Origin of the sequence: Psychrobacter sp. Pi2-1, assembly GCF_904846645.1 — a bacterium.
Taxonomy (GTDB): domain Bacteria; phylum Pseudomonadota; class Gammaproteobacteria; order Pseudomonadales; family Moraxellaceae; genus Psychrobacter.
The window spans coordinates 142850-164485 of sequence record NZ_CAJHBO010000005.1 but is presented as its reverse complement, the minus strand read 5'-3'; the positions used below and the strand labels follow the sequence as shown (position 1 = coordinate 164485).

Genomic DNA, 21636 nt, shown 5'->3' with positions numbered 1-21636 from the left:
AGATGTGCTCACGAGTCTGTGGCATTGGGCCGTCAGTTGCAGATACTACTAGGATTGCGCCGTCCATTTGGGCCGCACCAGTGATCATGTTTTTAACATAATCGGCGTGACCTGGGCAATCTACGTGTGCGTAGTGACGGCTGTCTGTGTCATATTCTACGTGTGAGGTGTTGATTGTGATACCACGTGCTTTTTCTTCTGGTGCTGAGTCAATAGACGCATAGTCTTTGGCTTCGCCACCAGAGGTGATTGCAGCTACGGTTGCGATTGCAGCGGTAAGGGTTGTTTTACCATGGTCAACGTGTCCGATTGTACCGACGTTGACGTGTGGCTTGTTACGTTCAAACTTGGCCTTTGCCATGGGTATTTCCTCTTTTTTTGGTGAATGATCAATAAAAAGCTGTTTAATGGCTCATAATAGAATTAAATCATCATAAACCTAGCTATCAACCGCACGAACCACTGCTTAAACAATGCTCCGAACTAATTCTTGTATCCGTTATTATACGCTGACTTGTCTTAAATAGTCATACATCTCTCAATCGAAATCAACTTCTCTCTAACTAGTAGATATAAAGCTCGATTGATTATAACCTTTCTTATAACCGTATAATTATCTTGATATGCAAGGTCGAGATATTAGCTGACCGACATCATCAAACAATCCGTAAAATCCGTTAACATATGGAACAGCAATCCAATTCCAATGATGTTAAAAGGCTTACGAAGAAAGAGTAAAGCAAAATACACTAGCATCGCATAATAAGTATGTAACGGATGAAAATTAATGCTACATCTATTTGCCTGAAATATTGGGTTTGCTACCAGATGATCTATATCAACCAACATGGTCGCAAGCAAAATCAGATATGCTTTTTTCCACTCTTTTCTAAAAAACGCAATCGCGATAAAAAGAGGGAAACCGAAGTGCAAAAAATAATGTATGAATGTCTGCATACTGACCTATTAGTTTTAGTCTTCTCTATATAAGACCATCAAAACCAATATTTATTAATATACTGACAGCACTAAAAGGCAACACCTCAGTGTCACCTTTGAATCATTGTCTACCGCACTACTGTTATATATTTCAATATTCTATAATTTCGATATCGACGCAAAGTTATATAAATAGCAAAACAAGCATAAAAGGTATAAACAATAAATGGAGCTCATATCGAGAATTGAACTCGAGACCTCTCCCTTACCAAGGGAGTGCTCTACCGCTGAGCTATATGAGCGTATGTTAAAACCTTTGATTTGCACTAAAAAAAATATCACGATGCAGCAATAATTACTGACTCTCGTGATGATTTATTGTTATGCTTTGCGATGGTGTATATATGGAGCGGGTGGCGGGAATCGAACCCGCGTCATTAGCTTGGAAGGCTAAGGTGTTACCATTATACCACACCCGCATTTACTCTTATTCAGGATAACTCTAATCGAGAGTTATGAGATATAGAGAGTATGCTTGGCGCTATGACAAACTTTAGAAAATATGGTGGTGGGGGAAGGATTCGAACCTTCGAAGCTTTCGCGACAGATTTACAGTCTGTTGGGTTTGACCGCTCCCCAACCCCACCTTAGGTTGCTTTGAACAAAAATGACTTACATTTAAGACAAATTCATAAAAAGCTACTTTAAGAGAGATGGTGCCGACTGCCGGGATCGAACTGGCGACCTACTGATTACAAGTCAGTTGCTCTACCAACTGAGCTAAGTCGGCTTGTTCTCTTAAAGTGGTGGCTATTCTATCAAATTTTTTGAGATGCGCAAGTACTTTTTCATCTTTTTTTAAATTAATTTGATATAAATATTTAAGTTACTGATTAATCTCGTTTTTTTATAAATAAAAATATGACGATAAATTGGCTTTTTACTTGCAGCCCTTATTTTTGTCATATTACTGGCTATTTAATTAGCGAATACGCAAGCCATTACAGGCCATTTCTACCGCTTTTATTAATGCCAATGCTTTTTTATTGGTTTCATCCCATTCTTTTTCTGGCACAGAATCAGCAACAACTCCTGCTCCGGCTTGAATATGTATCTCACCACGGCGCATCACCGCAGTACGGATAGCAATGGCAGTGTCCATATTACCATTCCAACCTACATAACCAACTGAACCGCCAAACACCGTTCGACGTACTGGTTCTATCTTATCGATAATTTGCATGGCACGGATTTTGGGTGCACCCGATAACGTCCCAGCTGGGAAGGTAGCGCAAAACACATCTAGTGCATCTTTGTCAGCTCGTATCGTACCTTCAACGTTAGATGCGATGTGCATTACTTGTGAGTAGCGCTCTATAAACATCTTTTCTGTGACTTTGACACTGCCATACTCGCAAACGCGGCCAATATCATTGCGACCCAAATCAATGAGCATCAAATGCTCGGCTGTTTCCTTCTCATCATTTAACAGCTCTTGCTCAAGCGCTAGGTCTTCAGCCTCATCTCGGCCACGTTGCCGTGTCCCTGCCAGCGGCCTTACCGTCACCTTGCCATTTTCGATACGGGATAGAATTTCAGGAGAGGCACCGATAATATCAAAGCGTTTGTGATCATCGAGTGTATAGCCATGCACCAAAAACAGATACGGTGATGGGTTTAGGTAGCGAAGCGCACGATAGACGGCTAGAGAGTCGCCTGTATAGTCCGCTGTCAAGCGCTGCGCTGGCACTACCTGCATGACGTCACCTGCGGCAATGTAATCCTTTATTTTATTGACATCGCTACAGTATTTTTCGGCACCTGTTTGCGATATAAATTTAGGCGTAGGCATTACAGGGGCACGCAGATTGGATGGTTCTGCTAGCTTTTCCTCGATTTGTTCTAGCTCACGAATAGCTGAACTGTAGCCATCCTCAGACTGGCAATCAGCATAGACGATGATTGACAGCGTATTCTCTAAATTATCAAATACAATAACGCTCATCGAAAGCATCAGCCACATATCTGGCATCGACATTGGATTGGGCGCATCAGATAAGCCGACACTTGGCTCAATAACACGTACTATATCGTATCCAAAGTAACCGACTAGACCGCCGCTAAAGCTCGGCATCGTCGGCACATCTTCAGCGGTTGGCATATGATATTGTGCCATCAGCTCACGCAGGTAATCAAAGGGATTCTCTACTGACTCTGTATCAATATGATCGTTTCGTTTAGTCGTCATATTGCCATCAGCGTACTGCAAAATCAGATCGCTACCCAATCCAATCATGGAGTATCGTGCCCAGCGCTCACCGCCTACTACAGACTCAAACAGATAGGCAGAGCCATTTAGATCACGTACTTTGGAGAATACAGATACGGGAGTCTGCGCATCCATCAGACGTTTTTTTACTAGCGGTGCGTGACTAAAGCCTCTATCTCTAAAAGCTTGGTATTCTTCAAAAGTCATCATAATAGCGCTCTCTTAGCACCTTATAGGCAATGATAAAACTATAAGCTGCTCTATAAAATATAGCGCCAATATTCGCTAAAATATCGACGCTATAATGAGTCATTTGTTTAAAAAACGGTACACACACAAGGGCCTCTGTCAAAAATTACGACAAAGACCTAGTGTAGAATTAAATTATGCACCGCCCATATTAAACAACCATAAGGCCAAACCGATAATTAGAATGGTCACAAATACCCATATAAACCAGCCGCCGCTCGCTTTTTTCTCTACATGACCTGCATGAGCAGGGTTGCTGATTTCTTGATCCATCGCATTATTGCCTTCGGTACCAAGATCGCGCGGCTGCCCTAAATTAGCTGTGCCTGAAAACTGGGCGCTAGCTGCTTGTTTGGCTTTTAAAACTTCAGGGTCAGCTTCTTCTTGTAACTCTGTTTTTGTCGTTTTGTCGTGTTCGTCTTGGACTGCTGGCTCTTCATGCACTGCTGGCTCTTCATGCACTGCTGGCTCTTCATGCACTACTGGCTCTTCATGCATTACTGGCTCTTCATGCATTACTGGCTCTTCATGCATTACTGGCTCTTCATGCATTACTGGCTGATCTTCTACCGTTGGCGCACTATCAATAGATGCTGCCTGTGATGGCTCTGTAGTCGTTCCAGCTTCTGTTTCAGTTGCTGTTGGTACAGATGTGTCATCTACCCCTTCTGTAGCAACTGGCATTTCTTCTACTAACGTAGGCGATGCTGCATCCGCGTCAGACAGTACTTCATCGATACCTGTTTCTTTGACAACTGGTTCTGTAGAAACGCCTTCCTCGGTAGCTAGCTCTTCAACAGCTGGTTCTTCGACAACTGGTTCAACGGTTTCGTGCGTAGAAGAGACTGAGTCTTCGGTCATATTTGAGCTGGTATCTACAGATAAAGGTTCTACAGGTACAGTATCATCTGTAGCAGGTAACATTTCTTCGATGCCAGTTTCTTTGATCACTGGCTCGTTGCCTGTTTGCTCTATGATCGGCTCTTCTTCAATTAGAGCTTCTTTGCTCGAACTTTCTTCAAGAACGCTTTCTTCAACTATTTGCTCTTCAGTCACAGGTTCACTAGCAGGAGTTTCTAGCACAGTAGCCGTGTCAGCATTCTCATGTGTATCTACTACTGGCTCTTCTGTGATCACTGGCGCTAGCGTTTCACTCTCTGACGTCGTCACAGGCGCAGTAGATGCCTGTACTTGAAAGCTAAAACTTGCAAAGCCAAGTGTATCATCTGCTTTTAGATGACTAGATTCATTACCTGCAATACGTTGCTCATTGATAAACGTGCCGTTAGAAGAATCTAAGTCCTTCACGTACAGCTGACCATCTAGCACACTGAGCACTGCATGGTTGCGAGAAACCTGCTTGCTACCTAGCACTACGTCGTTATCACTACCACGACCTATAGATAAACTATCACTAACTGTCAGTGTTAGGTCACCTAGCGCTTCCGTCAATGCATTCAGCTGCCAAGTTGTACTTGCTGCCGTATTCATACTATCTGTCTCGTTTATCATGTTATAACTCCTTATTTTTCTATTGAATATCCAATGAGGCTAAAAATAATAACTCTAAAATATTACTGCCAATTTATGATAAGTATTGTCGCTATTTCTTTAATAATATTTGCCTAGCACGGTTTATTAAGTACCTTCCTCAAACACCATACAGTATTTACTTTGGTATAAAGTGAGGTTTTATAACTTTATCAAGCTTGCTATACGGTATATTAAGGATAGGCATACCGTAAGCATATGGACCAATAGAATAATGCTGATAACGAATGCTAACGCCTGTATCTGTCAAAGTCACATTATCGCTCAACGTAAATGGCCAGTTTTTCTCATAACTGCTCACGTCTTCGGCAACCGTTTTAACCCACGTTTTATAAGCATCATAGGCAAGCGCCTCAAAACGAGGTTTTTGCCCTGATATAAGCATGTCGTCAAGCGTGACTTGCTTTTTGGTACTTGGGTCAAACACTAGGTACTCGCTATAAGACATGCCATGTGCACCGCCAGTATAGACATAGGAACTAATATCAAACAGTTCAAAATCGTCGACATGACCTAGATAATTGGGCGCTACCATCAGATTATAACCCCACGACACATCATCAAACATATCTTGAAATTGTGAATTCACAAAGCTATCAAGAGCATCCGTAACTTCTTTTTCGCTGCTTTTACCCTTAATAGGTGCTGACTCTGTCATCTGACTATTGACGACTAAGTTATCAATACGGGCATTGGCAATCTCATCTATCCAGTTTTGACTGCTTTTGAGATATTTAATTTCAATCTCTGGACAGTTATCACGCTTGTCACACGTCTCTTGTATATTACTGGGTAGTTGATACGGTAGATACTCCGTGCTGCTAATAAAACTTCCTGCATTTACCGACATACTAACGGCACTTAACAGTAGGCTGCCAGTCAACATAGCAATTGAACGTCCCTGACTCACCTTCATCGAAAATAGATCAGCCGATATAGATTTATCATCAGTTTGAGTCGTAGTATGCATATGTCCTCTTTTACAAATATAAAATGCCATTCAATATTCTACCGTAACAATTGCAATGTATTGTAGGAAGACTGTTCACGTTTTTGAGGTGGTGTAAGCGAACGGATATCTGATTCTTACTACTTAAGTCGTAAACACAGGCAATAAAAAAGACACGGCTGGCGTGTCTTAATCAATAAACGATATAAGCGTATAAATAAATTTAATGTTCGCGAGTGCTACTAAAAGTCACTTCTGGGTAGCGGTCTTGCATTAGCTGTAAATTGACGCGTGATGGCGCAAGGTAAGTCAAATAACCACCACCATCTAATGATAATTGGTCATGGGCTTTTTTCTTAAATTTCGCCAAAGCTACTTCGTCATCGCAATGAATCCAGCGTACCGTAGCTATCGATACTGGCTCAAAGGTACATTGTACTTTGTACTCTTCTTTTAGACGATGCGCGACCACTTCAAACTGTAGGACACCGACCGCACCCAAAACCAAATCATTGTTAATCTGCGGCATAAAGACCTGCGTTGCACCCTCTTCACTTAATTGTTGAAGACCTTTTTGCAGGGCTTTTGATTTAAGCGGATCTTTTAGCACCACACGGCGGAACAATTCAGGAGCAAAATGCGGAATACCTGTAAAGCTCAACTCTTCGCCTTCAGTGAAGCTGTCACCGATAGAGATGGTGCCATGGTTATGCAAGCCAATGATATCACCCGGATAGGCTTCTTCTAGCGCCTCACGGTCACCTGCTAAAAAGGTTAGAGCATCGGCAATACGTACGTCTTTACCCAGACGCACGTGCTTCATTTTCATACCCTTCTCGTACTTACCAGAGCACACTCGCAAGAACGCAATACGGTCACGGTGACGCGGGTCCATATTGGCCTGAATCTTAAAGACGAAGCCCGTAAAATCTGTCTCGGTGGCTGATACTTCACGCTCAGTCGTTGGATGGGCTTTTGGCGGCGGTGCATATTTGACCAAGGTATCAAGTACCATGTTTACCCCAAAGTTACCCAATGCCGTACCAAACAATACTGGCGTCATCTCGCCAGCCAAAAATGCTTCAACACTGAACTCTTCTAGCGCCATCTGTACCAGCTCAAGCGACTCTTCGAAAGCGTCAAACATCAACTGTCCTAGACGCTCACGGATATCTGGATAATCGTAGCCTTCTCTGGTCTCAGAGACCGTCATCTTGCCGCCATTACCTTTTTCATAAAAGTAAGTTTTATTTTCAGTCAAATGATAGACACCGATGAAGTCTTGACCCATACCGATAGGCCAAGTTACTGGGATACATTTGATTTTTAGAACGGCTTCGATTTCGCTAAGCAACTCAAGCGGCTCACGAATCTGACGATCTAGCTTGTTGACGAATGAGATGATAGGCGTATCGCGCATACGACATACTTCCATCAGCTTGATGGTTCGTTCTTCGACACCTTTTGCACCATCGACCATCATCAGCGCACTATCCACTGCGGTCAGAGTACGGTAAGTATCTTCACTAAAGTCGGCGTGACCTGGGGTATCTAGTAGGTTGACCATGTGGTCTTTATACGGAAACTGCATGACAGACGTCGTGATTGAGATACCACGCTCTTGCTCCATGCTCATCCAATCTGAAGTTGCATGACGATCTGTTTTACGGCCTTTTACTTCGCCCACTACCTGAATCGCTTGACCCCACAACAGGAGTTTTTCGGTCATGGTGGTCTTACCAGCATCGGGATGCGAGATAATGGCAAAGGTGCGGCGCTTAGCAACTTCTTTGTTTAATTTCTTTGGATCTACGCTCATAATTTTCAGCTTCAACAGTTATGTGATTTAGAAGTGACTCTAAACAAATAAAATAAATAATGGGTGTATTGTAGCGGATTTAGCATCAGGGTGCAGAATTAGCGTATAAAAAAACACGCCCCGTTATTTAAACGAAGCGTGTTTTTTGGCTTTCTAATTGCGATTATCATGCTTGAGTAGCACGACTAATAGCCATCAATTCATCTCAGTAGTAGCGTTCGATTTGCTCAGCTAAGAAGTCGCCAGCCACTTCATTGACGATTGTACAATCGACTACGTCAAAACGACTGTCTGTGTTCGGATCGGTACTACCTTTGGCGACATAGTTTGCTTCATAGACGTCTTTTCCGTATTCAACACCGCTATATTCATAAGCAGGCTGATCATCGTACTCAAAAAACATAACTTGCGCGGCTTGTTGCTGATTGCCTACGCCCACTCCGAACTGAGAAGTTCTGTGATCTCTATCTGCACTAAAGCGGGTTTTGGCCACTTCAATCCATCTTTCTATTGAGGCGTAACCAGTCTTGTTTTTCTCATTAAATGCCAAAAACGAACGCTCACTGGTTACCACAGGGATATAACAAACCGATCCTTCAGGAAAAGCAACATTGGTCGGAATTTCAGAATAGTTGTTTAAGTCGGTAATAATACCGTATCTATTGTTCATATTTGTACTAGCAACATAGCTGTTCGCACGCAGCCCTGATAAGTTAAGCGTCTTATAAGTGGTTTGGTAGTCTAGCTGGTTGTTGGTGTTTTTTTCATAAATAGGGCGTTTGACCGTCCGATTATCAACCTCGATGTCTTTATTTTCAAGTCGACCCTCGAAGTCATCTGCTAGCACGGTTCTGTCTAAATCATTCAGGCTTTGATTGCTATAACTGTTGATGAGATTGGTTGTTTTGATCTCGCGCGCACCAGTACGATACGTTTCATCAATTCGCGCAACTGCCGTAGCATTGGCTTTGCTATCATAACTATTAGCAAAACTTGTCAATGTAATCTTGCTACTAGCCGACCCATAAGCGCCGTCTTCTTCTTCGCATCCTATCAAAGCAATCGTCGTCAAAAAACAAACACTAGGTATCGCAATCCATCTATTCATCAAACAATGTCCTTATGATTCAGATTCTATTATCCGTACTGATAACGTATATATGGCTCATTACCGCTATTGTACCTCTTTGACGCCTATAAGATAAGCTTGTAAATATAAAAACGAATAAAACTGAGCTCGAAATCTCATTTACAAACTAGCAGTATATATTTACTCTCTATGCACTGAGCTGCGTGAGCGATTTGTTATGCTAAGTTTCATATTAAGATTTACCACTTAAATATAAACATTAAAACTTACAACAAAGGATGTGTCATGAAATCTCTATACTCTACCAAATCTACTGTTACTGGCGGCCGCATGGGTACAGCAACCTTAAGCGATAGCGATCTTGAAATCAATATGGTACCACCAGGCGCTAATGAAAAAGGTAATAATCCTGAGCAATTACTTGCGATGGGTTATGGCGCTTGTTTTGATGGCGCTTTAGGCGTAGTTAAGAAAATGGAAAGCGCAACATTTGGCTCAACTGTTGAGACCTCTGTAGACCTACTACAAGGTGACAATCATGAATATAAGCTTGCCGTAAAAATTCACGTCATCGCTGATAATACAGACCTATCTGCTGACGAGATCCAAAAATTGGTCGAAAAAGCGCATGAAGTATGCCCATATTCGAAAGCAACCAGCGGTAACATCGATGTCGAAGTCTCATCAGAAGTAAAATAATGCATTCAGAGACTCGTTATTAACATCTATTTAATAACAAATAGCCGATAGTCATCCAATACCAAAAGAACTCAGATTATCTGGGTTCTTTTTTTGTTTTTAGCAATTTATTTATCCTAGACATGAAATATCGAAAACTCAGTGTAGATTTCAATAAAAAAGAACACGATAGAACATCTCGTAACGGTTAAGCAGTTCGGCACGCGCTAATTTTATCGTTATAATAAGCGTATATATTTTTATCTAATAGCTGATAAGTGACTTTTATGACTGATGACATAGCTGACAATACCACCGATAACGACCACAACTCTCACCAAGCGCTTGACCCCAAAGCATTACCGAACTTCGATAGCATGCCTAACGTGGCGCTAATGAATACCAGTCATGTAGACAAAGATCAGCCGCCTTTTATTTTGGTTGATGGATCCTATTATCTGTTCCGCACTTATCACGCCTTGCCAAAAACCATGCAAAACTCGCAGGGCTTAATCACCAATGCGATACGCGGTACACTCAACGCACTACTAAAACTGATGCGTCGCTATCACCCTACTCATATGGCTGTTTGCTTCGATACCAAATCACCGACTTTTCGCCATCATATGTCTGCTGATTACAAGGCTGCTCGCCCGCCCATCGATGTCGAGCTGGTAGAGCAGATACCTTATATTCATCGTTTGGTCACCGCATTAGGTATTCCGCTGTTGCGTATCGAAGGTGCAGAAGCGGATGATATTATCGGTACACTTGCCCATCGCGCTGTCGAGCAAGGTCATCATGTGGTCATCTCGACGGGTGATAAAGACATGATGCAGCTGGTCAACGACTGCGTGATACTGGAAGACAGCTTTACGGGTAAAGTCACGGATACACCAGCGGTAATCGATAAATTCGGTATTAACCCAAACCAAATGATCGATTTCTTAACGCTAATGGGTGATGCCTCTGACGGTATTAAAGGCGTACCTGGTATCGGTAAAAAGACCGCTAAAGACCTGCTCGTTGAGTATGGTGATATCGAAAATATGCTCAAGCATATCGGCTTTATTAAAGGTCGCGGGGCGAAAGGTCTGATTGAACACGCCGACGACATTCCTTTTAACAGAAAGCTTGCTACCATCGTCACTAACTTAGCCATCGGTCAAGATTGGAATGATCTAAAAATCAATACCGATCCTTGTGCGCATATAGATGAATTGCGCGACTTATATAATGAGCTTGAGTTTAGAAATGAGCTGGCATCGCTTGATCATCCCAATCACCCTGCTAATGGCTCTAAAAGTGTTGCTGATAGCCAAGCCAATACTGAGTCACAGGCACAGGTAGCAAAATCGCTCCAATCCACCAATACCGACAGCATCAAAGACAGTACTAACCATGATAAAGCGTGGCACTCTGTACTCGACAAGCCAGCGTTTGATAGCTTGGTAGAACTATTAGAAGCTGCTCCGCACTTTGTCATTGATACCGAAACCACTAGCGTTCATTGGCGTGATGCACAAATCGTCGGTTTATCTTTCGCATTGCAAGCACATGAAGCGTATTACATTCCGCTTACGCATAGCCTAGAAGGTGATGAGCTAATAGCCAAGCAGCTTGATCGCGATACAGTATTAGCTCGCTTAAAACCTGTACTAGAGAACCCAAATATCGGTAAAATCGGTCAACATCTAAAGTATGATGCGCATATCCTCGCTCACTATGATATCGACCTAGTTGGCGCCATACATGAGCAGCCAAATAACTGGGCAATGGACACCATGCTTGCCAGCTACGTCATCAATGCGGCAGCCACTCGCCACGGTATGGATGATTTGGCACGCCATTATCTGCAAACGCAAACCATTAGCTTTGAAGATGTAGCAGGTAAAGGCGCTAAACAAGTTACCTTTGACCAAGTGGCCATCGATATCGCGAGCGACTATGCTTGTGAAGATGCCGACATCACCTATCAATTATTTGACGTGTTCAGCGTTGAGCTGGCTAACGATGCCAATAATGCCAAATTGCTACACGAGCTAGAGATTCCAACGGCAGAGATACTTTGCCAAATGGAAGCGCATGGCATTTTGATTAAACGTTCATTCTTGAACGAGCTATCAAAACGCTTCGATGAAGAAATTATCGCCCTAGAAAAACGCGCTTATGAAGTAGCTGGTGAAGAGTTCAATCTTGGCTCTCCTAAGCAGCTCGGTGAGATGCTGTTTGAAAAGCTAGGCGTTGCTGGTGGTAAAAAAACCAAGTCTGGTCAATACTCGACTGGTGAGGCGGTACTATCAAAAATCGATCATCCATTGGTCGATATTACCTTAGAGTATCGCGGACTATCTAAGCTCAAAAGCACTTATACTGATGCGCTAGATAATGTTGCGGATAGCGAAACCGATCGCGTACATACCAGCTACCATCAGGCATTAACGAGCACTGGGCGTTTGTCATCGACAGATCCTAACTTACAAAACATCCCGATTCGTACTGCGACTGGTCGTCTCATTCGTCAAGCTTTTATCGCACCAGAAGGTCGCGTTATTTTGGCTGCGGATTATTCACAAATTGAGTTGCGTCTAATGGCGCACTTCTCAGGTGATAAAAACCTAACCCATGCCTTTAACGAAGGGTTAGATATTCACGCGGCCACCGCTGCCGAAGTACTTGGTAAGGATGTCGCAGACGTCACTTCGACCGAACGTCGTAATGCTAAAGCCATTAATTTTGGTCTGTTATACGGAATGAGTGCCTTTGGACTTGCCAAGCAGCTACAGATGAGCCGCGGCGAGGCACAAGACTATATCGATATGTACTTTGAGCGTTATCCAGGCGTCAAAAACTATATGATCAATACTCGTGCCAGCGCCTATGAACAAGGTTATGTCGAAACAATATTGGGCCGTAAGCTCTATACGCCTGATATCAATCATAGTAATCGTATGGTCAAGCAAGGTGCTGAGCGCGCGGCGATTAACGCCCCACTACAAGGCTCTGCTGCCGATTTAATCAAGCTTGCTATGATTGCCGTTGATAAAGTGCTGCCAAAAGAACAAGCCAAAATGCTGCTACAGGTTCACGATGAATTGGTGTTTGAAGTAGATGCCGATAAAGTAGACGAAGTTAGCCAGCTAATTACTAATGCTATGCAAGACGTATTGACGACTACAGCAGTAGAAAAAGGCTGGAATGTAGACTTTGCAGTACCTTTATTAGTCGAGACTGATAGCGGTCAAAACTGGGATGAGGCGCACTAATCACTAACTGCCATTTTATCAAGCATGCAAGGTATGATTATCGATGTACCTTGCAGATATGACAGTTTTTGATAACTAACACTACAATAATTCATTATATATTGTTTATATTAACAATCACTTATGACCAGTTAGTTATATTTCATAACAGTAATATCTAGGTACGGGGTTTATAATAGGTCATCTGTTAAACCCTAACTATTCGATATTTTTTGCTTTAAAGTGAGCCTTTGGGCTCACTTTTTTGTTTTTAACACATTCTTTTTGATACGCAGGAGCCAGTTATTTTGAGTTCAGATGGCATCATTGAAGTCCCTGGCATTATACTTTTGATAATATGCCTATTGCGCAGTTCACAATATGTTATGAAAAGTCATGTCAAACAAATTAAGGCTTTTTGGCTAGCAGCAGTACTTATATTTGTTTCTGTCATTCGTCGAGAGTTGAACTATCTACTAGACTTACTGGTTCCAAGCGATTTTTCGATGCTTGGTCAGTCTTATGACTGGTGGGAGGACAGCGTCCTTACCGTTATCTATCTCGTCGCGCTTGGTTTGCTGGTCTACTCGAGGCATTACCTATGGGCAGTGCTAAAAAACGTGCCCGTTTCGCTCTATCTTAGCGTTACTGTACTGGCTATCATTCAATACATGGGTGAGAACGCTATTATGTTTCCGCATACATTTGGTGAAATTGTCGAAGAGCTGGCTGAGACTGCCATTTATGGTATTGCCCTGACCTATTTATGGCGATTTAAACTGGCTGACTATCAGTCATGTCTGGTACAGAAGTTAAATTACAAGTTCGACCACGCCAATAATTAAAATTATAAGTTTTATTATTTAGCAATCTTGCTATCGTACAAAGACTTAGTAGAAATTTTATAAACAATTACGGCTACTCATCTTGAGTAGCCGTTTTGCGTTCTAATTATCGTCTTACATTTTTTGAACATCCTGTCACACCTTACTACTAGTGCAAAGTTGATTAAGCGTACAAACTGAGAAGCATATTATCTACATTGCAATGAGCGATGCTTTAACAAGTCAGCGCGATATTTTTACTCCTAATGATGGCGACATCTAATAACTACAATAAGGAATTACTCATGGAAAATTCAAAAAACCCACTTCCAGAAGAGATGGATCATATTGACGGTAATCGTCGTGACAATAATGACAACGTCGATAGCTTAGATAACTTAGATAACTTAGATAACTTAGATAACTTAGATAACTTAGATAACTTAGATAACTTAGATAACAATAATCAGGATGAACCAGACAACCAATTGGTTGATTTGGACAATCCTATGCTGCATACCATCGATAACGATGATGTGATTGATAATAGTGCGGGATTTAATAACTCAGAAGTCGGTAGTGATGCGACCCAAGGACTAACACCTGCGCATCGTCAAAATATCGATGAGTCACGTGTCGATGAGATTTTGGTTCAGGATAACCTCGATGACAGCGATTATCCAGATGCGATGGATATTGTTGATAGAGAAGCGGCCGAACGTAGCAACGATGATGATTTTTAGAACTTAATACGATTGTTGACCTACCCCTCTAAACCAAAAAAGCACGCTTAACTATATTAAGCGTGCTTTTTTATTCTACTATTTAACGCACCAATACAACTACTCTCGACTAACTAAACCCATCCATCTAACGTGCCAGCCCAACCTTTTACCAAAGGTAAGCTCAACGCTTCAAGCAACTCAATATGTGTCTCATCAAGGTTTAATGCAGGGATATAATGATACTCTTGCCCGCCAGCATTAAGGAAGTTATCACGGTTTTCAATGGCTAGCTCTTCTAGTGTCTCTAGACAGTCTGCTGAAAACGCCGGACTAATTACCTGTACCGAGCGCACACCTGACTGACCCCAATCTTCCAACACCACATCAGTATATGGCTTAACCCACTCTTGCTTACCAAAGCGTGACTGGAAGCTGATAATCCACTCATCTTTTGTTAGGCCAAGTTCATGCGCCACTTGCGCAGCCGTACATTTACAACGTTTAGGATACGGATCACCTTTATCAGCATAAGGCTGCGGAATACCATGAAAACTAAACATCAATTTTTCAGGCTTGCCATGCTTCTCTTGAAAACGGCGAATAGAGTTGGCCAAAGCTTGAATATATAGTGGATGAGCAAAGTAGTCTTTGACAATCGTATAATTTGGCAAGTTGCGTTGCTTGAGCGTCCATTTCGTCAGCGCATCATATACCGCACCGCCTGAAGAGGCAGAGTACTGCGGAAACAATGGCAGAATGACAAAGTGATCAACCCCTTCACCGCGTAGCGCATCCATGACATCAGGCAAACCAGGATTACCATAGCTCATCGCAGGATGCACAGAGACACGAAATGGTGCCACACTATCGGCCAAACGTGGTTCTAATAGCTCAACTTGGCTTTTTAGTATTTTACGAATCGGTGAGTCACCTTCCCAAATACTAGCGTAAGCCTTTGCTACGCGTTTAGGACGACTCGGCAAGACAAATAGATTCAGAATAATAGCCCATAGAAATTTGGGAATCTCGATTACTCGTGGGTCTGACAAAAACTGTTTGAGGTAGCGACGTACGGCAGGTGCCGTTGGCTCATCTGGTGTACCAAGATTCACTAACAAAACGGCAATACGTGGGGGCAATTTAGGTTTCATAGCAGCACTTTATTAGCAGTAAGTTATTAAGGGTTAGGTCAAAGTAATAAGAGACGATACTGTTAAGACATAGTTGAATAGACATCTCATTAGTGTAGCATTTTATCCATTAATGACGCGGGCTAAAAGCGCCCCTATACAATTTGATACGCAGTTGCTATTTATTAACTATTGATTACTTGATGCTGGCGGCTTACTCGTTATTCATTTATAAAGCATGTTCCATAAAAACTACGCTCGAAAGGCGCGCACGATGGTTGTACTCCAACGCGCATCACCATACAATAGGCAGGCCCAGTTTATAAAAACCGTGTAGCTAAAATAGCCTGTTAGCAATGTGCTATTTTGCTTTTATTTTATTGATGATTGTAGTCTTGCGAGGTAGCTTTGAACGCACGCTCTGATAATACCAGTGACCAGCATCCTGATTCACAACCTCACCCCAATAGCTCAGCCAATATTGACAGTGCTGTAGGATCAGTGGGTGTCGTTACGCCTCAGAATTTCCATTTTTCTGAGCCCTTAACGTTAGAATGCAACCGTACCCTGCCCTCTTTTGACTTGATGGTAGAGACTTACGGTACGCTCAATAGCGACAAATCAAATGCAATTCTGATTTGCCACGCGTTATCGGGCAATCATCATGCAGCTGGCTTCCATAGCGCTGATGATAAAAAAGCAGGCTGGTGGGACAATATGATTGGCCCTAATAAAGCGATTGATACCAATCAGTTCTATGTAGTATGTGTCAATAATATCGGCAGCTGTTTTGGTTCAACAGGGCCTACCACTATTAACCCTGATAGCGTTGGTTCGGACAGCCTTGATGCAAATAGTAGCAATGAGCCACAAGTGTATGGCCCTGATTTCCCGCTGATCACGATTAAAGACTGGGTAAAAACCCAAGCAATGCTCTCAGATCGTCTAGGCATTGACGTTTGGCACGCCATTGTCGGCGGCTCAATGGGCGGTATGCAAGCGCTACAATGGTCTGTTGATTATCCAGAGCGATTAAAACGCTGTGTAGTTATCGCTAGCACGCCAAAGCTATCTGCTCAAAATATCGCCTTTAACGAAGTGGCGCGCCAATCTATATTATCCGATCCTGACTTTAAAGACGGGCGCTATATACAAGAAGGCACTTATCCTCGTCGCGGACTGATATTGGCACGTATGGTTGGACATATTACCTATTTAACTGATGACGCGATGAAAGCAAAATTTGGTCGTGATTTAAAATCTGGCAAATTTATGTACGGCTACGATGTCGAGTTTCAGGTCGAAAGCTACCTACGCTATCAAGGCGAGCGCTTTAGTGAAAACTTCGATGCCAATACCTATCTGCTCATGACCAAAGCCTTAGATTACTTTGATCCGACGCGCGACTACCCATCAACCGTAGCAAAAGATACTACAGAGTCGGCAGTGCAAATAGAAGACTCAATCGCGGCGTCAGTCGAATCTAGCAAAGCCAAGGCACAGAGTGAGTTAGAAGATGCAGTAACGACGATTGAAGATATTGAGTCTGATCGTCAGCAAGAGCTTTCTGCGCTCAAAGCAGCCTTTGCCCATACACAATGCCAGTATCTGGTCGTGTCATTTACTACTGACTGGCGTTTTGCACCTGAGCGCTCGCAAGAGATTGTCGATGCGCTGATGGCCACTGGCAAACCCGTCAGCTATATCAATATTGACGCGCCGCACGGACATGATTCTTTCTTGTTTGATATTCCTCGCTACATGGGTGCGGTTAAAGGATTTTTGACTGCGCCATTTATTACCCCTAGCCGCCCAGTCACAGGAGAGCGCTCATGAGAATGGATCATCAACTGGCAGAGCGCTGGATTGCGCCACAAGCACATGTACTGGACTTAGGTTGTGGTAATGGCGAGCTGCTTGCCCACTTACAACAGAAACTAGGCGTGACAGGTTACGGACTAGAGATTGATGAAGACAAAATCAATGAGGCGATTGGTAATGGCTTGTCAATTGTCGAGCAGGACCTGAACGATGGTCTAGCGCGCTTTGCTGATAACAGCTTTGATACGGTCGTCATGGCACGTGCCCTACAAGCAGTAAAAGCACCTGACGAGTTGTTGCTTGATATGCTGAGAGTCGCTCGTGAAGCAGTCATTACCTTCCCTAACTTTGCGCATTGGCAAAACCGCATTCATTTAGGGCTTAAAGGTATGATGCCTGTCTCTGAAGCGCTGCCTTACGAATGGTACAACACGCCAAACATTCACCTATGTACTTTCAAAGATTTTGAGCTGTTATGTGCGCAGCATGATATTCATATTATTAATCGTTTTGCGGTTAGTGATTCTGAAAAAGGTCATACACCTTTGATGAAGGCGTTAATTAGGCAAGCACCTAATTTATTAGCAGACGTCGCTATCTACCGAGTGACCAAGAAATAACCGATAAATCATCAGCTATCTTTATATTTTATAGACTGCTAAACAGTGCTGTACGTACTGGCATTAACCTTAATAGATTGTTAACTTAATATAAGTTTTTAGTAACTGTCTGATTTTGTTAAGGACAATCAAGTACAAACGTCTATGAGACCTTGTAATTAGTATTTGAGTTTCGTAAGTTTGGGTGTTAAGCTAGCAAAATATTGTCAGCCGCCCCACTATTACGACCGTTTGTCTAATCAGTTAGGGTGAAATCTCTTATTTAGAGATGACAACCCCCTTTTGCTAATGATTAGGTAAGTTCATATCGCAAGATTCCACCTAATTGTTATCGCCGTCTGACTGTCTTTAGCGAGACAATGTTTAGCGGTACAATTCTTTTTGCTTATTAACTGCCTAATTTTGGAGCTGCTATGAAATTATTAAAAGCTGCGTTGTTTACTGCATTATTTTCTTGTGCTGGTTTAGCCAATGCTGAGTTAATATCAAACGTACCGCTTGATACCTCACGTTTTGAGCTTATGCCTGTGAGCGAATTGTCTAGTCGTGCCGCTCAAGGTAACGATCACGCTCAGTTCTATCTGGCCAAGCGTTTGCAAAAAGGTGAAGGTATTGCTCAAAATACCCAACAAGCAATCCAGTGGTATACCAAAGCGGCTCAGCAAGGCGTTGCTCCTGCTCAGCTGAATCTTGCTATTATGTATTTGCGCGGTGAAGGTGTTCAGCCTAACTTACAACAAGCTCGTCTGTGGTTAGAAAAAGCTGCAATGCGTGGCGATAACCGTGCCAGTTACACGCTTGCGCTATTAGATGAAAAGCAAAAAAATCTGGTCGATGCCTATAAATGGTATGATTTGGCTGCCCGTGATGGCATGCTAGATGAAAAAGTGCGTAACAAAGCACGCGGTAAAATTGGTCAGTTGGCATTGAACTTATCAAGTGCAGATATCGCTAATGCCCGCAACAAAGCAGATACTTGGTTCCAGAGTAAATAGTATCTAACTTTCGTACTACGAATTGAATATAAAAAAAGCTCAGTATTTTACTGGGCTTTTTTATTTTTTATCATATTCATCAGTGGTCGAACGTTTTCCATAACAGCAAGCCAAGCAATACAAACTATTCAAAACCCATCTAAAATTTGCTACACTACGCGCGCATTAACCAATTCCACAATTGAGATAATGTTATATACCTATCTACTTTTTTATTATCATTGCACTAGGTTTGCGACCTAGCCAGCAGGAGAAAGACATGAGCACCTCTCAAAATAGTAATATCAAAGAAACCGTAATAACTGACAACAATTCAGCCCCTGTATACGATAGTGTAACTAATAATATCGTCGTTGCTGCACTATATAAGTTCACACGCTTTGCTGATTTTGAGCAATATCGTGAGCCTATCTTAAACACTATGCTCGATAACGATGTGAAAGGTACGTTGTTGCTTGCAAGCGAAGGCATTAACGGTACGATTTCTGGTACGCGTCAAGCTATCGATACCGTACTTGACTACCTGCGTAGTATCGAGGCGATTGGTACGTTTACCTTCAAAGAATCCTATACTGACGCACAACCTTTTTATCGCACTAAGGTGAAGCTGAAAAAAGAAATCGTCACTATGGGTGTCGAGAATATCGACCCATTGGAATCCGTTGGTCGCTATGTCAAACCTAGTGAGTGGAACGCGTTAATCTCAGATCCTGAAGTCACTTTGATCGACACGCGTAACGACTATGAAGTGCAAATCGGCACCTTCCAAAACGCGGTCAATCCGAACACTGAAACGTTCCGCGAGTTTCCAGAATACGTCTCAAAAGAGCTCGATCCAACCAAGCATAAAAAAGTCGCAATGTTCTGTACGGGTGGTATTCGCTGTGAGAAGTCGACTGCGTATTTGCGCGAGCAAGGGTTTGAAGAGGTCTATCATTTAGAAGGTGGTATCCTAAAATACCTAGAAGAAGTCCCTGCCAGTGACTCTATGTGGCAAGGTGACTGCTTTGTTTTTGACAATCGAGTTTCGGTCAACCACAACTTAGAAAAAGGCAGCTACGAGCAGTGTTTTGCTTGCCGTATGCCGATTACTGTCGATGATATGCAAAGCCCTGCCTATATTAAAGGTGAGTCATGCCCACACTGTATCGACAAGGCAACCGATGAGCAAAAAGCCCGTTTCCGTGAGCGTGAGCATCAGATGCAACTAGCGAAGAAGCGTGGTGAAGCCCATATTGGTAGCGATGTGATGGATGTAATCGAAAAACGTAAAGCCGCTAAGACGGAAGCGCGTCTACAAGCAGAAGCTGCAAACAACACGAAAGCCAACTAAACTTAGCATTAGTACAATAGAAAAGAAGTGAAATAAAAAAGAGAGGCTCTAATCAATAGAACCTCTCTTTTTTTATGATAAATCTTTAGTGACTATCAAAACTATTAGCCCTGATATAGTTAATCCAACTTTATAGTGGATTGACTATATTAGAATAAGATACGTACGCGGATAGTCTCTTCTACATCTTTTAACTGATCTAGTGCAGCAGTCGAATCATTGTAATCGACATCCATCACTAGATAACCAACATCACCTTCTGTCATCAGGCTCTGTGCTAGGATGTTAATGCCAGCTTCAGCAAACAAGCGGTTAATCTGAGACAGTACGCCTGGCACGTTTTTGTGAATGTGTAGTAGACGATGCGAGTTTTCTTTGAACGGAATAGAAACTTCTGGGAAGTTCACAGCAGTCGCCGTATCACCTTGGTCAGAGTATCTAACAAACTTATCTGCTACTTCTAGTCCGATATTGGCCTGTGCTTCTTGTGTTGAACCACCGATATGCGGCGTCAAAATCACATTATCAAACTTACGTAGTGGTGACTCAAACTCTTCGTCAGCTGACTTTGGCTCTTTTGGGAACACATCAATAGCCGCGCCCAAGATTCTACCAGACTCAAGCGCATCCGCCAGATCATCAATCTCGACGCACGTACCGCGAGCCGCATTGATAAAGTAGCTGCCTTCTTTCATCTGAGCGAACTGCTCAGCTTTCATCATATAGCGAGTGCTTGGTACATCAGGTACATGCAATGTTACGATGTCAGCCGTTGATAGTAGCTCTTCTAGACTACCAACCTGTACCGCGTTGCCTAGTGGCAACTTGGTCACAGCATCATGATAAATGACTTTCATACCAAAGCTTTCTGCTAAGACAGACAGCTGCGAGCCGATAGAGCCATAACCGACGATACCGATAGTCTTGCCACGTACTTCGTGTGAGTTGGTTGCAGACTTGCCCCAGCCACCGCGATGTACAGTTGCATTCTTTTCAGGAATACCGCGATACAGCATAATGGCTTCTGCCAATACTAGCTCAGCTACCGAACGAGTGTTCGAAAATGGCGCGTTAAAAACAGGGATACCAAGATCACGAGCTGCGTCTAGATCGACTTGGTTGGTACCAATACAAAAGCAACCTATGCCGATAAGCTTGTGTGCGTGCTCTAGTACTTCACGCGTTAGCTGAGTGCGCGAACGAATACCGATAAAGTGAGCATCTTTGATCTTTTCGATCAGCTCGTCTTGATCTAAGGCGTGACTGATATTCTCGATGTTGTGATAACCAGCTCCTTCCAATACTTTTAGGGCATTGTCATGTAGACCTTCAAGCAATAAAAACCGGATTTTGTCTTTTTGTAGTGATAACGCCATATGAGAACTGTCCTATAATTGTT

17 protein-coding genes and 4 tRNA genes are annotated in these 21636 nt (G+C 42.7%); 8 read left to right on the top strand and 13 right to left on the bottom strand.

Features of this window, described 5'->3' with window-relative positions:
- From JMX91_RS04960 to JMX91_RS04915, 11 genes are all read right to left on the bottom strand, one after another.
- Positions 1–361 (bottom strand): GTP-binding protein (locus tag JMX91_RS04960; RefSeq protein ID WP_201547959.1); only part of this gene is annotated, 361 nt, incomplete at its 3' end.
- A 278-nt stretch (positions 362–639) separates the two neighbouring features.
- Positions 640–957 carry a DUF6122 family protein gene (locus tag JMX91_RS13300; protein ID WP_227679280.1) on the bottom strand — a complete coding sequence of 106 codons (318 nt, stop codon included), beginning with the start codon at positions 955–957 and terminating at the stop codon, positions 640–642.
- Between the two features lie 209 nt (positions 958–1166).
- Positions 1167–1241 (bottom strand) — tRNA-Thr (locus JMX91_RS04955).
- 103 nt (positions 1242–1344) lie between these two features.
- Positions 1345–1418 (bottom strand) — tRNA-Gly (locus tag JMX91_RS04950).
- 84 nt (positions 1419–1502) lie between these two features.
- Positions 1503–1586, bottom strand: a tRNA-Tyr gene (locus tag JMX91_RS04945).
- 67 nt (positions 1587–1653) lie between these two features.
- Positions 1654–1729: transfer RNA gene (locus JMX91_RS04940), tRNA-Thr, on the bottom strand.
- A 192-nt stretch (positions 1730–1921) separates the two neighbouring features.
- Positions 1922–3418: an anthranilate synthase component I gene (gene trpE / locus JMX91_RS04935; protein ID WP_201547958.1), complete on the bottom strand. Its 1497-nt coding sequence runs from the start codon at positions 3416–3418 to the stop codon at positions 1922–1924.
- 174 nt (positions 3419–3592) lie between these two features.
- Entirely contained in the window at positions 3593–4969 is a 1377-nt protein-coding gene (locus tag JMX91_RS04930; RefSeq protein WP_201547957.1) for an FHA domain-containing protein, read from the bottom strand.
- A gap of 157 nt (positions 4970–5126) precedes the next feature.
- On the bottom strand, positions 5127–5978 hold the full coding sequence (locus JMX91_RS04925; protein ID WP_201547956.1) for a DUF3298 and DUF4163 domain-containing protein: 852 nt from the start codon (positions 5976–5978) through the stop codon (positions 5127–5129).
- 202 nt (positions 5979–6180) lie between these two features.
- Positions 6181–7776 (bottom strand): peptide chain release factor 3, encoded by a 1596-nt coding sequence (locus JMX91_RS04920; protein WP_057758477.1) that lies wholly within the window; start codon positions 7774–7776, stop codon positions 6181–6183.
- A 205-nt stretch (positions 7777–7981) separates the two neighbouring features.
- On the bottom strand, positions 7982–8884 hold the full coding sequence (locus tag JMX91_RS04915) for a hypothetical protein (protein ID WP_201547955.1): 903 nt from the start codon (positions 8882–8884) through the stop codon (positions 7982–7984).
- 267 nt (positions 8885–9151) lie between these two features.
- Between JMX91_RS04915 and JMX91_RS04910 the strand changes: the two genes are divergently transcribed.
- The 4 genes from JMX91_RS04910 to JMX91_RS04895 all read left to right on the top strand — a co-directional run bounded on the left by JMX91_RS04910 (position 9152) and on the right by JMX91_RS04895 (position 14356).
- Positions 9152–9565 carry an Ohr family peroxiredoxin gene (locus tag JMX91_RS04910; protein WP_191114742.1) on the top strand — a complete coding sequence of 138 codons (414 nt, stop codon included), beginning with the start codon at positions 9152–9154 and terminating at the stop codon, positions 9563–9565.
- Positions 9566–9831: 266 nt separating this feature from the next.
- On the top strand, positions 9832–12810 hold the full coding sequence (gene polA / locus JMX91_RS04905) for a DNA polymerase I (RefSeq protein WP_201547954.1): 2979 nt from the start codon (positions 9832–9834) through the stop codon (positions 12808–12810).
- A 365-nt stretch (positions 12811–13175) separates the two neighbouring features.
- Positions 13176–13634: a hypothetical protein gene (locus tag JMX91_RS04900; RefSeq protein WP_227679278.1), complete on the top strand. Its 459-nt coding sequence runs from the start codon at positions 13176–13178 to the stop codon at positions 13632–13634.
- 284 nt (positions 13635–13918) lie between these two features.
- Positions 13919–14356, top strand: a complete 438-nt coding sequence (locus tag JMX91_RS04895) for a hypothetical protein (protein ID WP_201547952.1) — start codon at positions 13919–13921, stop codon at positions 14354–14356.
- 113 nt (positions 14357–14469) lie between these two features.
- On the opposite strand, the gene hemH is transcribed toward JMX91_RS04895, so the two are convergent.
- Entirely contained in the window at positions 14470–15489 is a 1020-nt protein-coding gene (gene hemH / locus JMX91_RS04890; RefSeq protein ID WP_201547951.1) for a ferrochelatase, read from the bottom strand.
- Positions 15490–15948: 459 nt separating this feature from the next.
- Between hemH and metX the strand changes: the two genes are divergently transcribed.
- The 4 genes from metX (at position 15949) to JMX91_RS04870 (ending at position 20237) form a co-directional block, all read left to right on the top strand.
- The gene (metX, locus tag JMX91_RS04885; protein ID WP_227679283.1) at positions 15949–17304 is read left to right on the top strand and encodes a homoserine O-acetyltransferase MetX; all 1356 of its coding nucleotides are present in this window, start codon (positions 15949–15951) and stop codon (positions 17302–17304) included.
- Complete coding sequence (gene metW / locus JMX91_RS04880; protein ID WP_057758464.1) at positions 17301–17909, top strand: methionine biosynthesis protein MetW; 609 nt, start codon at positions 17301–17303, stop codon at positions 17907–17909. The genes metX and metW overlap by 4 nt, the downstream gene beginning before the upstream one ends.
- A 413-nt stretch (positions 17910–18322) precedes the next feature.
- On the top strand, positions 18323–18904 hold the full coding sequence (locus JMX91_RS04875; RefSeq protein ID WP_075107830.1) for a tetratricopeptide repeat protein: 582 nt from the start codon (positions 18323–18325) through the stop codon (positions 18902–18904).
- A gap of 259 nt (positions 18905–19163) precedes the next feature.
- Positions 19164–20237 carry a rhodanese-related sulfurtransferase gene (locus JMX91_RS04870; RefSeq protein WP_201547949.1) on the top strand — a complete coding sequence of 358 codons (1074 nt, stop codon included), beginning with the start codon at positions 19164–19166 and terminating at the stop codon, positions 20235–20237.
- A 149-nt stretch (positions 20238–20386) separates the two neighbouring features.
- Here the strand turns inward: JMX91_RS04870 and serA are convergent, their stop codons facing one another.
- Positions 20387–21613: a phosphoglycerate dehydrogenase gene (gene serA / locus JMX91_RS04865; RefSeq protein ID WP_201547948.1), complete on the bottom strand. Its 1227-nt coding sequence runs from the start codon at positions 21611–21613 to the stop codon at positions 20387–20389.
- Between the last annotated feature and the right edge of the window lie 23 nt (positions 21614–21636).